The sequence below is a fragment of the Streptomyces sp. DH-12 genome, from assembly GCF_002899455.1.
GTDB lineage: Bacteria > Actinomycetota > Actinomycetes > Streptomycetales > Streptomycetaceae > Streptomyces.
On the sequence record NZ_PPFB01000001.1, the window covers coordinates 497,135 to 510,162 of the forward strand.

Here is a 13,028-nt window from a genome sequence, read left to right on the forward strand (position 1 = left end):
CTCCCGCCGACGGAGGCAGCATGGAAGGCACGACACCCCGGCACACGGACGCGGAAGGCGTGGACGGAGGAGTGGGCCTGACCGCCCTCCTGGTCGCCGCGTCCCGGGCCATCGAAACCCACCGCCACGACAGTCTGGCCCAGGACGCCTACGCCGAGCACTTCGTGCGCGCGGCCCCTGCCTGCACCCACTGGCCGCTGCGCATCGAGGAGGTTCCGGACGGGGACGACAACCCGCTGTGGGGGAGGTTCGCCCGCTACTTCGGCCTGCGGACGAGGGTGCTCGACGACTTCGTCCTCCGGTCGGCCGGTGCGGGCGCCCGCCAAGTGGTCCTGCTGGGGGCGGGGTTGGACACCCGCGCCTTCCGTCTGGACCTGCCGTCCGACTGCGTCGTCTTCGAGATCGACAGGGCGGGCGTGCTGGCGTTCAAGGAACGGGTGCTCACGGGGCTGCCGGCCGCTCCCGAGGTGAAGCGCGTCCCCGTGCCGGTCGACCTGCGGGAGGACTGGGCCGGCGCGCTCACCGCCGTCGGCTTCGACCCGGCCGCACCCAGCGTCTGGCTGGCCGAGGGACTCCTCTTCTACCTGCCGGGCCCCGCCGAGACGTACCTCGTCGACACGGTGGACCGGCTGACCGCCGCAGGCAGTGCTCTGGCCTTCGAGGCCAAGCTGGAGAAGGACCTCCTGGCGTACCGTGACAGCCCGATCTACACGGCGACGCGCCGGCTGATCGGCATCGACCTGCTCCACCTCTTCGACAAGGGACCACGCCCCGACTCCGCGGGCGCCCTGACGGCCAGGGGCTGGTCCACCTCGATGCACACGCCCTTCGAGTTCACCAGGCGGCACGGGCGTGGTCCCCTTCCCGAGCCCAACGACGCGCTGGAGGGGAACCGCTGGGTGTTCGCGCACAAGCTCGCGCCCTGACGCCCGGGCGCTGACGACGCGGACGTCCGGCCAGGGGCTGTACCGGCCGTCGGCGGCACAGCCCCTGGCGAGCAGGGTCAGACGGCGCGGGCCGGCACCAGCCGGTCGCCCGGGATCCCGGCCTTGTCCGGCGCGTAGTAGTCCTTGATGCCGGCGGCCCACGCGGCCACGGTGATGCGGTCGTCGGCGTCCGGACCGAAGGCGTCGAAGAGGGCGTGGATGTTCGCCTCCTCGAAGCCGATCGCCTTCATCAGCGACACGAACAGGGGGCGCTCGATCAGGCCGTCCCCGTCGGGGTCGCCGAGTGCGGAGAGAGCCTCGGCGAACTCGGCGGCCGTGGGTCCGAAGCGCTCGGGGTCCAGCACGAAGGGACGGAACTCCTCCACGGAGATGACACCGTCGCCGTTGGCGTCCAGTTCCGTGGCCAGCGTCGTCCAGTAGCGGCGGAACGCGGCTCTGATGGCGTCCTTGGCACCGTCGTCCGAAGCGGCCGCCGCTTCCAGGACACGGCCTGTCATCAGGTCGAAGTCGTCGGAGTCGAGGACTCCGTTGCCGTTGGCGTCGAAGAGGGAGAAGACCAGCTCGACCCGCTTGGCGGCTTCATCTCGCATGTGCGTCACCTGTCTTCCACGACCCGACCACTTCGGGCCTGCATCCGTGACCCATGGAACCGCCGGGAGGAGCCGCAGGATCCCGATCTTCGCTTTTGGTGCCGGGGGAACCGCTGAATGAGCGGGTGTGACACGTTTGACGCCACACCTGTGACGACCAGGGTGTTCCGACCGATCCCGTTGATCAGCTCATATGACCTGACGCTTCGGCGCGGAAGGAGGCAGCCGACACCAGGATCCGGCAACTGCCGACCCTGGTGCGCGAGTTCCGCGGCAACCGAACCCACGGCCTGGAGGAACACGCCCGCCATGCCGGGCACAGCCCCTCCGGGGTGCGCGCCGCCCACGGTGAGACAGAGACCAGGCAAGTCACCGCACAGATCGGCCGGGAGGCGAACCACCCCCGTCGCGCCCCACCGGAACCACCCGGCGACCGCGGGGCGGGCAACGCCGTTGGCCCCGCCGTCCAGTGAGCACCGTGCATCGTGAAGTTGCTGGTCACGGGGCTGGTGTGCGCGGAGTCCGGGATGTTCGTGCCGGTCGTGGGCGGATGACTTCGGCGAAGATCGTCGGTCACCGGGAAACTTCGCGGTCCGTGAGGACGAGCAGGGACCTGACCAGGTCGGAACGAGGGTGGAAAAGGCTCACGGACCCGCGGGTCCGCGTTCGGCCTGCTGGGGCGGTGGAGCGTGTGCGGGAGTCGTTCGCGTCAGGTCAGCGCGCGGAAGCGCTCAGCACCGATCCCGTTCGTGCCCGCGTTGTGCTCGGCTGCCTGCGAGCAGGGCGCGAGCCGGATCCGGCCGGGCTCGCGGCTCAGGGCCGGCTCGGACTCCCCTCCGGTGTGCTCCGCCGTGCTCAGCGAGGGGCGGTACCGCCCGGGAGCTCCGCTTCCAGGAGCGCGAGCAGTCCGGGGAACCTCTTCTCGACGTCCGCGCGTCGCAGTCGGACGCCCTTGCGGTTGCCGTAGTCGATCTCCTCGATGAGACCTGCCTCGCGCAGGACCCGGAAGTGGTGGGTCTGGGTCTGCTTCGAGATCGGAAGACCGAACGAGTTGCAGCCCCGCTCGTTGTCGCTGCGGTCGGCGGCCAACTGCGCCATCACCGAACGCCGGTGCTCGTCGGCGAGGGCACGGAACACCGCACCCAGATCGAGCGCGTCGGCCTTCGGGCCGACCAGGTTCATCCCAGCCACGCGGCACCCCTTTCAGGTACGACTTGAATCGTACCTGAAGGATGTGCTCCACTGAGGTACGAAATTTTTCGTACCTCAGTCCGGTTGCGCTGCTCCGTGCCGCCGCGCCCTGAGACCACGTCCCCGGCGCTCGCCGGGGACGTGGTCATCGACACTTCGAGAGGTCATCGTCATGAAGAAGCCCGAGGTACTGATAGTCGGTGCCGGAATCGCAGGGCCCGCACTCGCGTACTGGCTCTCCCGGAACGGCTACCGGCCGACGGTCGTCGAACATGCCCGGCAGCTGCGCTCCGGTGGTAGCGCGATCGTCGTGAAGGGGCCCGCTGTCCCGGTCGCCGACCGCATGGGTATCCTCCCGCAGCTCCGCGGGCTCGCCACCCGCAATCGGTCACTGACCCTGCTCGACCCCGACGGCAGGCGAATCCTGCGACTCCCGCTCACCTCGGACGAAGCGCCGACGGTCGAGGTGACCCGAGCCGACCTGTCCGAGGTGCTCCACCGGTCGGCGCAGACCGAGGCCGAGTTCTTGTTCGACGAGACGGTCACCTCTCTCGACCAGGACGGAGGCGGGGTCGACGTCACCTTCCGACGGTCCGCGCCACGGCGCTTCGACCTGGTGGTCGGTGCCGACGGGATCCACTCCACCGTACGACGCCTGGTCTTCGGACCCGAGCGGCAGTTCGCGGGCGACCTGGGCCTGTACGGCGCGACCGTGCCGCTGGAACCTGACGCCGTTGAGGACCCGAGCGAGATGACGATGCTGACCGTGCCGAACCGGATGCTGGTCGTCCACCCCTCGCGGACCACTCCGCTCGCGATCTTCACCTTCCGGGCCGCACAGCGAGCGCCCCACGACCGCAAGAACATCGCCCTTCACAAGCAGACCGTGGCCGACGCCTACGCCGACGTGCGGTGGCGGGCACCGGAGCTCGTGGCGGCGTTCCTCGACCACCCAGCTCCGTTCTTCGACCCCCTGACCACCATCCGGGTGCCCTCGTGGTCCCGCGGACGGATCGTGCTGCTCGGGGACGCGGCGGCGGCGACAGCCCTGCTGGGTGACGGGTCCAGCATGGCGATGGCGGGCGCGTACGCCCTCGCAGAAGAGCTCGCCGCCCATCCCGGTGATCACGCCCGCGCCTTCGCCGCCTACGAGTCGCGGCTCCGCCGTGAGGTGGGTCCGCGGCAGCGACGCGTCGGTCTGCTCTCCAGGCTCATGGTGCCCCGCACCCGGCCGGGTCTCGCGGTGCGCAACGCGGTGGGCCGCGCGGTCGGTCGCACGAACCGGATCGCCTCTCGCGAAGCCGCGAACCGGTAGACCGGGTCCGCACCGGCCGCTCACCGGTCGGTGCGGAGTTCCGCGGCAGCCCTCAGCCGGCCGGCGACGCCATGTCCGACGAGCCCGGCTCGGCGTGGTGGGTCATCGCCGATGCGGCAGGTCGGCCGCTGTGGACCTCACCCACCGTTCCCCCGCTCCGCCTGGACCTCCGCCGGCTGGCAGCAGAACCCGGCGACGGCCCCGTCCGGCGAGTCAGCGGTAGTGCTGTCCGGCCGGTCCGACCCGCACCCGTGCTCGTGTCCCACCACACTGGGTCGTGAAGCGGTCCGCTGCACCCGCCACCGTGGCCGGTCCGGGCCTGCTCCTCCGGCCGCTGCATCGCGGGCATCCGGGGCCGGGCGACCGCGAACCTCAGGCGGAGGACCGGCGGATGGCCCGCCTGCCGCCCGCCGCCCGTTCCGAGGTCTTCGAGCGCTCAAGCCACTTGCGTCCTCGGAGGAGTCCGAGTGCTTCGACTCCCCCGGCCTCGCCTTCCTGACCGGGTAGGCCGTCGGTGAGGGTGAGTTGTTCCTCACCGGCGCGGGGCGACGGTCGGGTCCGTCGGGTCCGCCGCGCCGGACCCTGTCACGAGCAGACGGTGCCGTTCTTCGGAACCGTTCCGTCCAGCAGGTACTCGTCGACCAGACCGGTCAGGCAGTCGTTGACGCCGTAGGTGCCATGGCCCTCGCCCTTCACGGTGACGTGGACGCCCACTCCGTCGCCCAGTTGGTCCGCCATCTTCTTGGCGCCCTCGTAAGGAGTGGCAGGGTCACCGGTGTTGCCGATGACCAGGACGGGATCCGCACCGTCGGCCGACACGTCGACGGTGGAGGCGTGGCCGTCCACGGGCCAGTCGGTGCACTGGAGCAGCCCCCAGGCCAGCCATGCGCCGAACACCGGCGACGTCTCACGGAACTCGGGCAGGTGGCGGCGCACGTCCTTGACGGTGAAACGGTCCTTGTAGTCGGCGCAGTTCACCGCTGTGTTGGCGGAGTTGATGTTGGCGTATCCGTCGTCGTCGACACGCTGGCTGTAGCTGTCGGCCAGCAGGAGCAGCGTGGTGCCGTCACCGTCCATGGCCGCTGCCAGCCCGCCCCGGAGCAGCATCCAGCCCTCCTGGTCGTAGAGGGCTGCGGCGATCCCGTCGAGCGCCTGGCTCTGGGAGAGGGTACGTCCGAACTCCGTGGGCAGGGGGTCGTCGTCCAGGCGCTCGAGCAGCGCGATGATGTCCTTCTCGCCCTGCTTCGGGTCCGTTCCCTCGAAGAAGCACGAGTCCTGTCGCGCGCAGTCCTCGAGGAAGTTGCGCAGGGCACGCTGGAAGCCCTCGCTCTGGCCGAGCGCGCCGGCCAGGACGTCCTCGGTGGGGTCGACGACGGCGTCGAGGACCAGCCGCCCGACGTTCTCGGGGAAGAGGTGCGCGTAGACGCCGCCGAGCTGCGTTCCGTAGGAGACGCCGAAGTAGTTCAGTTTCTCGTCACCGAGGACACGGCGCATCAGGTCGAGGTCGCGTGCGGCCTCCTGTGTGCCGACGTGGTCCAGCACCGCGCCGGACCTGCTTTCGCATGCCCGGGCGAACGCACGTACCCCACGGGCGTGGGCCTTCTCCTCCGCGGCGTCGTCCGGGGTGGAGTCCGAGGCCAGCCAGGCGTCCATGTCCTTCGCGTCCAGGCACTGCACACCGGCGCTGTCGCCGATCCCGCGGGGGTCGAACCCCACCAGGTCGTAGCGCTCGTGCAGCTCCATGTAGTCGTCGCCGGCGACGAGGGGGAGGGTCGTCACCCCGGAATCACCCGGGCCGCCGAAGTTGAAGAGCAGGGAGCCGAGGCGTTCGCCACCGGAGTCCGGGGCCGCCTTCGCGCGGATGAGGGCCAGGTCGATGGTCTCGCCGTCGGGGTGTGCGTAGTCCAGCGGTGCCTTCATGGTGCTGCACTGCCACGTCGTTCCGTCCGGGAGCTTCTCAGGCTTGTCGCCGCCGCCCTGGGCCAGGGAAGGGGCGGAGCACGCACGCCACTTCAGTTCCTGCTCGAGGAGCGCGGCGGGCACCGGGGGCGTTGCAGCCGTGGTGTCGGGCTCGGGATCGGCCCCGGGGTCGCAGGCCGTGACCGCGGTGGCCGCCAACACGGCGAGTGATGCCAGGGCGACGGCGAACCGGGGCGTGCGGTGGTGTGCGGGCATGCTGGTGTCGGTCTCCAGGTCGTTGACGGGTGAGGAAGGGGGGTGCGGACGCTCAGGCGTCGAGGTCCTGGCGGTCGGCGGTCCGGTCGGCGGGTGCGCCTCGCAAGGACCCGAGCCCCTTGAGAGCGGACGTGACGAGCACGCAGCACAGAAGGCCGACGCTGAGCAGGAAGGTCCACTCGGCCCACGCGGCGGCGCCCTCTGCCGGCTCCAGCGCCTCGAACAGCGCCGCGCCCACGGGGTAGGAGAGGGCGCACACCAGGACGAGCTGCCAGAAGGCCAGTGTCTTGAGGGGTTTCAACCATGCGGTCAGGGCAGTGGCCAGAACGGCGAGCAACGCGACGAAGACTTCCATGCGGTCCATGTCCTGATCATTTCGCGCGGGATGCGCCGCACCCTGGTCCACCAGGAGGAATGCCACCTAGTCCGCAAGACATAGGACGGTGAGCGAACTTGTGTACCGGCCAGGCGGAACCGACACCGTGTCCCGCCACCGACGGGCGTCTCCGCCTCACCCGCACGGATGAGTACGGCACGGACGCGGCGCTCGCCGCACGCCGGCATCCCGGCGGACCACTGTCCCGGCGCGCGGTGGAGGGCGGGACCAACCGGCTCAAGAGACACCGGGCGGTGGCCACCCGCTACGGAAACTCGCCGTCCGTCACGAGGCGACTGTGCTCGTCGCGGCCGTCAACGAATGGCTGTGACCCACACTCCTCTGGAGCCAGGAGGACCATCAACGGTGTTCCAGCACGTTGACCACCCGGCCGTTGGGGTCACGGACGAAGAACCGGCGCACCCCCCACTCCTCGTCCTGCAGGGGATGGACGATCTCCGCGCCACTCGCCCGCATGGTCGCGTAGGCCGCGTCCACGTCATCCACTTCGACGCTCACGTCGGGAGTGACCGGTGCGCTCTCGTCACTGGCCATGAAGCTGATCTGCGCCGTCGGACTGGACGGAGACGCGAGCGTCATGATCCAGCCGTGGTTCATGACCTCCTCGAATCCGAGCAGGCCGTAGAACTCCCGGCTCTCCCGCGCGGCCTCCGACTGGACATTGGGTACGACACGGCGAACGGCCATCGATGACTCCCGGGTGGTAGCAGGTCGGTGTTGAGGCTCTCCAGGAGTACTACGCCACACCACCCGCCGCACACACCTTCGATACACGCCCTAGCCGCAGCAGCCGCCCGTCGGCGTCTCCTCGGCACCAGCCGCCCCGGCTGCTGCGGTGGGGGTGCCGAGCCGGACGAGCTGCGGTGCGGGCGTACAGCAGCCGCCACCGTCGCCCTCCGCGGCGCCGGGGGCGTCGAACAGGCCGGCGCCGCCGCAGACTCCGGTTTCGGGCAGGGTGAGTTCCACGCGGTCGGCGGCTTCGAGGTCGCCGGCGATCGCGGCGGCGACGGAGCGGACCTGTTCGTGGCCGGTCATCGCGAGGAACGTGGGGGCACGGCCGTAGGACTTCATGCCGACCAGGTAGACGCCCTTCTCGGGGTGGGCGAGCTCGCGGTGGCCGTGCGGGTGGACGGTTCCGCAGGAATGCTGGTTGGGGTCGATCAGCGGGGCCAGGGCGACGGGGGCCTGGAGGCGCTCGTCCAGGTTCAGGCGCAGCTCGTCGAGGAAGGACAGGTCCGGGCGGAAGCCGGTCAGGACGATCACTTCGTCGACCGGGTCCAGGTGGCGGCCGTCCTCGCCGACGAGGATCAGGCGGCCGTCGTCCGCCCGTCCGATCACCTCGGTGCGGAAGCCGGTGACCGCGTCCGCGTGGCCCTCGTCCACGGCGGCCTTCGCCGCCAGGCCCAGGGCGCCGCGCGCCGGAAGCTGGTCGGCCTCTCCCCCGCCGAAGGTGGAGCCGGAGATGCCCCGGCGCAGGATCCACACGCCCTTGGTGCCCGCGCCGTCGTCGGACCTGGCGAGGTCGGCGAGGTGGGCGAGGGCGGTGAAGGCGGAGGCGCCGGAGCCGATGACGGCGGTGCGCCTGCCCGCGTAACGGGCGCGGACGGCTGGGTTCTTCAGGTCCGGGACGCGGTAGGTGATCCGGTCCGCGGCCGCCTTCTCGCCCAGGGCGGGCAGGCCGCTGCCGCCGGCCGGGGACGGCGTGGCCCAGGTGCCGGAGGCGTCGATGACGGCACGTGCGTACACGCGTTCCTCGCGGCCGTCGGCGTGGGTGACGTGCACGACGAACGGCTGGTTCTCGCGGTCGGCGTCCACGATCCGGTCCCGGCCGGCACGGGAGACGCCGGTGACCCGGGCGCCGTAGCGGACGCGGCCGCCGAGGACGTCGGCGAGTGGCTGCAAGTAGAGGTCGGCCCAGTCACCGCCCGAGGGGTGGGCGGCCGGGTCCGGCCTCGTCCAGCCGGCGGAGGCGAGGAGCTTCTCGGCGGCGGGGTCGACGACTTCACCCCACGTGGAGAACAGCCGTACGTGCGACCACTCGCGGACCGAGGCGCCGGCCGTGGGCCCTGCTTCGAGGACCCGGGGCTCGATGCCCTGGTCGAGCAGGTGGGCGGCGGCGGCCAGACCCGTGGGGCCTGCTCCGATCACGATGACGGGCAGTTCGGCGGTGGCGGGCGCGTTCACGGCGGCTCCTCGCGTGTTTCGACGTCTGTCGATGGCTTGCGCGGCCCAGCATGACACCTGCATCGATGAGCGTCAACATAGACATCTATCGAATTTAGCGGGTGGATCACGGGACACATCGACGGCGCCGTGATGGCGGCCGGTCCGGCCCCACCACCGCCGACGCGCCGCTGCGGCGCGGGCCGGGACGCGGGCCGTGCGATCGGCCCGGCGCCTGGCCGTCCGCCTCGCGTGCCGGTGACAGGCCTGGAGACCTCCCGCACTGGTTCGACGTATGTCAACATAGACGCATGTCGAATGCCAAGGTGCTGCCGTTGCTCGATCCCGCCGATGGCCAGGTGCCGCCGTGCTGTCCGCCGCTCACCGAGCGCCCGATGACCGCCGAAGAGGCGGAGACGGCCGCCCGGATGTTCAAGGCGCTCGGCGACCCGGTCCGGCTGCGGCTGTTCTCCGCCGTGGCATCGCACGAGGGCGGCGAGGCGTGCGTGTGCGACATCTCCGACGTCGGCGTCTCCCAGCCCACGGTGTCCCACCATCTGAAGAAGCTCAAGGAGGCCGGGCTGCTCACCTCCGAGCGGCGTGGCACCTGGGTCTACTACCGGGTGGAGCCGTCCGTACTGGCCGCCATGGGCCGACTGCTGGTGGGGCCGTCGGCTGCCGCATGACCGCAGGCCGACGCCCGCCGGGGCGTCCAGGGACGGGGTCGGCGGCGCGCAGCGGCCATGAGCGGCGGCGGACGAGGCCGGCGGTTGTCATCCGGACGGGACGGAGGCTGCCGAGGAGCGGCTGAGCCCGCCTCCGGCCCTGCCGGGAGCGCGTCGGGATCGCCGTCCGGGGCGACGGCGTCGAGGACGGCTTCGCCCTCGACGGCAGATGCGTGCGCGCGGCCGGGAGCGGTGCACCTGGAACCGCCCGCGGTCCGGCAGCGCGTCCCCCTCTGATTCCCGGCGGGACTGGTCCCCGCGGCGCCTACGCGAGAAGGCCGGCGATGTCGCGGGCGGCGTCCCGGGCGGTGCGGCCGACGCCAATGAGCGTGGCCGACGCCGGGCCGGTCCAGTCGCCGTAACCGAGCAGGTGCAGCCGTGGCTCGCCCAGGGCGCGGGTGCCGTCGGTGGGGACGCGGCCGCGCGGCCCGCGCAGGCCCAGCGGCGCGAGGTGGGACAGAGCGGGACGGAAGCCGGTGCACCAGATGACCGCGTCCGCGCCGGCCTGGCTGCCGTCGGCCCACCGGACACCGTCGGCGGTGAACCGGGCGAACATCGGCCTCGCGGACAGGAGTCCTGCGTCGCGGGCGGCGCGGACCGGCGGTACGGCCACGATGTCGCCGAGCGAGGCCACCCCGCCGGTGTCGCCGCGGCCCGCGTCCAGGGCGCGACGGCGGGCGGTGGCGACGTCGAACAGGGCCCGGCCGTCGATGTCGTCCGGCAGGAACCGCGGCGGGCGCCGCGTCACCCAGGTCGTCTCGACGCGTCCGTCCAGGGCGAGGTCGGCTGCGATCTGGGCACCGGAATTGCCGCCCCCGACCACGAGGACCCGCTTTCCTCCGAATCCGGCCGGGGAACGGTAGTCCACCGTGTGCAGTTGCCGCCCGGCGAAGACGGACCGGCCGGGGACGGCGGGGAGGAAGGGGCGCGACCACGTGCCGGTCGCGCTGATCACCGCCCGGGCCCGCCATGTCCCGGCCTCCGACTCGGCCAGGAGCCTGCCGCCGTCGCGGCGTACGGCCCGCACGCGGGCGCCGTGCTGGACGGGCAGGTCGTAGCGCTTCTCGTAGTCGGTGAGGTAGTCCACCACGTGCCCGGCGTCCGGGTACGTCTCACCGGGCTGGGCGGGCATGAGCCGTCCGGGCAGCGAGGAGTGCCCGGCCGGGGAGAACAGGTGCAGGGAGTCCCACATGTGCCGCCAGGACCCGCCGGGCGCGGTGCCGGCGTCCAGGATCACGAAGTCGAGGCCCTGGCGGCGCAGGTGGTAGCCGGCGGCGAGTCCTGCCTGGCCGCCGCCGACCACCACCACGTCCGTGTGCTGGGTCACGGGGCGGTCGTCACCGCGTCGGCGGCGAACTTCCCGCGCCAGGCGAGCGCGACGTGGACCAGGCCGATCAGCACCGGGACTTCGATGAGCGGGCCGACGACGCCGGACAGGGCCTGACCGGAGGTGACGCCGAAGGTGGCGACGGCGACCGCGATGGCCAGCTCGAAGTTGTTGCCCGCCGCGGTGAAGGCGAGGGTCGCGGTGCGGTCGTAGGCCAGGCCCAGGCCCTTGCCGAGGAGGAAGGCGCCGAAGAACATGACGGCGAAGTACACCAGCAGCGGCAGCGCGATCCGGGCCACGTCCAGCGGCTGGGAGGTGATGGTCCTCCCTTGCAGGGCGAAGAGGATGACGATCGTGAACAGCAGCCCGTACAGCGCCCACGGGCCGATCCTCGGCAGGAACGTCGCCTCGTAGCCGGTACGGCCCAGCTTCTGCTCGCCGATGCGGCGGGTCAGGAAGCCGGCCAGCAGCGGGACGCCGAGGAAGACGACGACGTTCAGCGCGATGTGCCACACGGACACGTCCAGGCCCTGGCCGTCGCCGAGGTTCATCCAGCGCGGCAGGAGGTCGAGGTAGAACCAGCCCAGCAGCCCGAACGCGAGGACCTGGAAGACCGAGTTCAGTGCGACCAGGACGGCCGCGGCCTCGCGGTCGCCGCAGGCGAGGTCGTTCCAGATGATGACCATGGCGATGCAGCGGGCCAGGCCGACGACGATCAGACCGGTGCGGTACTCGGGCAGGTCCGGAAGGAAGGTCCACGCCAGGGCGAACATCACCGCAGGGCCGACGATCCAGTTGATGACCAGCGAGGAGACCATCAGCTTCTTGTCGCCGGTCACGCGGTCGAGCCGGTCGTAGCGGACCTTGGCCAGGACCGGGTACATCATCACGAGCAGGCCGAGCGCGATCGGCAGGGAGATCCCGCCGATCTCGATCCTCGCGAGCGCGTCGTTCATCCCCGGGATCAGGCGGCCCAGGCCCAGGCCGACGGCCATGGCGAGCAGGATCCACACCGCGAGGTAGCGGTCGAGGGTGGAGAGCTTCTTGACGATCGAGTCGTCCCCGGCCGCGTCGGCGCCTCGGGCGCGTGCGGTGGCGGGCTCGGTGGAGGTCACGGACAGGCCCTCTTGTTCTCGGCGGCGGTGCGGGCCAAGGCGGCGAGTCCGGCGAACTGCTCGGACAGGCCGGCCAGGACCTCGGGCTTGAGCTTGTAGTAGACGAAGCGGCCGCACGGCTCGGTCTCCACGATCCCGGCCTCGCGCAACACCTTCATGTGGTTGGACAGGTTGGTCTGCCTGGCTCCGGTCTCCTCCACCAGGTGCGTCGTACAGAGCGTCTCGCGCGCCAGCAGGGTGACGATCTTCAGGCGGAGCGGATCGCCCAGCACCCGGATCACCTCAGGATCGACTGAAGTCAGCATGCGCTGATACTCTCACATCACTGCTCGCTGATATCAGCCGAAGCTGACGTCATCGGCGGCGGTGGGCGGTATCCGTCCTACGACGAGAGAGAACGATCACCATGGCCGACAAGCCGTCCGTCCTGTTCGTCTGCGTCCACAACGCAGGCCGCTCCCAGATGGCCGCAGCATGGCTGACCCACCTGGCCGGTGACCGCGTCGAGGTCCGCTCCGCCGGCTCCGACCCCGGCGACCGCGTCAACCCGGCCGCCGTCGCGGCCATGGCCGAGGTCGGCATCGACATCTCCGCCCGGACGCCGAAGTCGCTCACCGCCGACGCGGTCCGTGAGTCGGACGTCTGCATCACGATGGGGTGCGGCGACACCTGCCCGGTGTTCCCCGGCAAGCGCTACCTCGACTGGAAGCTCGACGACCCGGCCGGACAGGGTGTCGACGCCGTCCGCCCCATCCGCGATGAGATCAAGGCCCTCGTGGAGGACCTGATCGCCGAGATCGCCCCGGCGACGCCGGAGGGTACGGCGTGAGCGACGACGTCATCACCGACTTCGACGCCGTCGGACGTCCGATCCGGAGCCGGACCGCGATGAAGCCTCGGGGGCGTGAGGCTGCGGACGACGGGACGGGGCCGGCGCCTCGGCAGGGGAAGCAGAGGGCTCGCCCCGGGTTTGGCTGACGCGCGAACACCGCCGCGTCGGGACGCGTGCCCGGTGTCGGCCGCACTCCCCGGCCTCTCCCCTGGCGGCGTGCCGTCTCACGACTCCCCCTGCCGGACCGCCCC

At 71.4% G+C, this 13,028-nt stretch carries 13 protein-coding genes; 4 read left to right on the forward strand and 9 right to left on the reverse strand.

All coding sequences use genetic code 11. The annotated features are described in order from the left end of the window. The first annotated feature begins 20 nt into the window (after positions 1–20). Entirely contained in the window at positions 21–926 is a 906-nt protein-coding gene (locus C1708_RS01375) for a class I SAM-dependent methyltransferase (protein ID WP_106410896.1), read from the forward strand. Between the two features lie 77 nt (positions 927–1,003). Here C1708_RS01375 and C1708_RS01380 read toward each other — a convergent pair whose 3' ends face one another. Further along, positions 1,004–1,537, reverse strand: a complete 534-nt coding sequence (locus C1708_RS01380) for an EF-hand domain-containing protein (protein ID WP_106410897.1) — start codon at positions 1,535–1,537, stop codon at positions 1,004–1,006. Between the two features lie 855 nt (positions 1,538–2,392). Beyond that, positions 2,393–2,728, reverse strand: coding sequence for an ArsR/SmtB family transcription factor (locus tag C1708_RS01385; protein WP_106410898.1), 336 nt, complete (start codon positions 2,726–2,728; stop codon positions 2,393–2,395). 172 nt (positions 2,729–2,900) lie between these two features. Here C1708_RS01385 and C1708_RS01390 point away from each other — a divergent pair, with 172 nt between their 5' ends. Then, complete coding sequence (locus C1708_RS01390) at positions 2,901–4,043, forward strand: FAD-dependent monooxygenase (RefSeq protein ID WP_106410899.1); 1,143 nt, start codon at positions 2,901–2,903, stop codon at positions 4,041–4,043. A gap of 585 nt (positions 4,044–4,628) precedes the next feature. Here the strand turns inward: C1708_RS01390 and C1708_RS01395 are convergent. From C1708_RS01395 to C1708_RS01415, 4 genes are all read right to left on the reverse strand, one after another. Next, the gene (locus tag C1708_RS01395) at positions 4,629–6,218 is read right to left on the reverse strand and encodes an alpha/beta hydrolase (protein WP_106410900.1); all 1,590 of its coding nucleotides are present in this window, start codon (positions 6,216–6,218) and stop codon (positions 4,629–4,631) included. 52 nt (positions 6,219–6,270) lie between these two features. Next, positions 6,271–6,582 carry a hypothetical protein gene (locus C1708_RS01400; protein WP_133169042.1) on the reverse strand — a complete coding sequence of 104 codons (312 nt, stop codon included), beginning with the start codon at positions 6,580–6,582 and terminating at the stop codon, positions 6,271–6,273. Positions 6,583–6,954: 372 nt separating this feature from the next. Further along, positions 6,955–7,302: a VOC family protein gene (locus tag C1708_RS01410; protein WP_106410902.1), complete on the reverse strand. Its 348-nt coding sequence runs from the start codon at positions 7,300–7,302 to the stop codon at positions 6,955–6,957. A gap of 90 nt (positions 7,303–7,392) precedes the next feature. After that, entirely contained in the window at positions 7,393–8,799 is a 1,407-nt protein-coding gene (locus tag C1708_RS01415; protein WP_106410903.1) for an NAD(P)-binding domain-containing protein, read from the reverse strand. 290 nt (positions 8,800–9,089) lie between these two features. Here C1708_RS01415 and C1708_RS01420 point away from each other — a divergent pair, with 290 nt between their 5' ends. Continuing rightward, positions 9,090–9,464, forward strand: a complete 375-nt coding sequence (locus C1708_RS01420) for an ArsR/SmtB family transcription factor (RefSeq protein WP_106410904.1) — start codon at positions 9,090–9,092, stop codon at positions 9,462–9,464. Between the two features lie 304 nt (positions 9,465–9,768). On the opposite strand, the gene C1708_RS01425 is transcribed toward C1708_RS01420, so the two are convergent. From C1708_RS01425 to C1708_RS01435, 3 genes are read right to left on the reverse strand one after another with little or no spacing between them, the layout of a single operon-like run. Further along, the gene (locus C1708_RS01425) at positions 9,769–10,830 is read right to left on the reverse strand and encodes an ArsO family NAD(P)H-dependent flavin-containing monooxygenase (protein ID WP_106410905.1); all 1,062 of its coding nucleotides are present in this window, start codon (positions 10,828–10,830) and stop codon (positions 9,769–9,771) included. After that, positions 10,827–11,945 carry an ACR3 family arsenite efflux transporter gene (arsB, locus tag C1708_RS01430; RefSeq protein WP_106410906.1) on the reverse strand — a complete coding sequence of 373 codons (1,119 nt, stop codon included), beginning with the start codon at positions 11,943–11,945 and terminating at the stop codon, positions 10,827–10,829. The genes C1708_RS01425 and arsB overlap by 4 nt, the downstream gene beginning before the upstream one ends. Next, positions 11,942–12,250 carry an ArsR/SmtB family transcription factor gene (locus C1708_RS01435; protein ID WP_106410907.1) on the reverse strand — a complete coding sequence of 103 codons (309 nt, stop codon included), beginning with the start codon at positions 12,248–12,250 and terminating at the stop codon, positions 11,942–11,944. The genes arsB and C1708_RS01435 overlap by 4 nt, the downstream gene beginning before the upstream one ends. Positions 12,251–12,351: 101 nt before the next feature. Between C1708_RS01435 and C1708_RS01440 the strand changes: the two genes are divergently transcribed. Further along, on the forward strand, positions 12,352–12,774 hold the full coding sequence (locus C1708_RS01440; protein ID WP_106410908.1) for an arsenate reductase ArsC: 423 nt from the start codon (positions 12,352–12,354) through the stop codon (positions 12,772–12,774). Positions 12,775–13,028: the final 254 nt, after the last annotated feature.

Coding starts and splice junctions, on each gene's coding strand:
- C1708_RS01375 (WP_106410896.1), top strand. CDS start 21: ATGGAAGGCACGACACCCCGGCACACGGACGCGGAAGGCGTGGACGGA.
- C1708_RS01380 (WP_106410897.1), bottom strand. CDS start 1,537: ATGCGAGATGAAGCCGCCAAGCGGGTCGAGCTGGTCTTCTCCCTCTTC.
- C1708_RS01390 (WP_106410899.1), top strand. CDS start 2,901: ATGAAGAAGCCCGAGGTACTGATAGTCGGTGCCGGAATCGCAGGGCCC.
- C1708_RS01395 (WP_106410900.1), bottom strand. CDS start 6,218: ATGCCCGCACACCACCGCACGCCCCGGTTCGCCGTCGCCCTGGCATCA.
- C1708_RS01400 (WP_133169042.1), bottom strand. CDS start 6,582: ATGGACCGCATGGAAGTCTTCGTCGCGTTGCTCGCCGTTCTGGCCACT.
- C1708_RS01410 (WP_106410902.1), bottom strand. CDS start 7,302: ATGGCCGTTCGCCGTGTCGTACCCAATGTCCAGTCGGAGGCCGCGCGG.
- C1708_RS01420 (WP_106410904.1), top strand. CDS start 9,090: ATGTCGAATGCCAAGGTGCTGCCGTTGCTCGATCCCGCCGATGGCCAG.
- C1708_RS01435 (WP_106410907.1), bottom strand. CDS start 12,250: ATGCTGACTTCAGTCGATCCTGAGGTGATCCGGGTGCTGGGCGATCCG.
- C1708_RS01440 (WP_106410908.1), top strand. CDS start 12,352: ATGGCCGACAAGCCGTCCGTCCTGTTCGTCTGCGTCCACAACGCAGGC.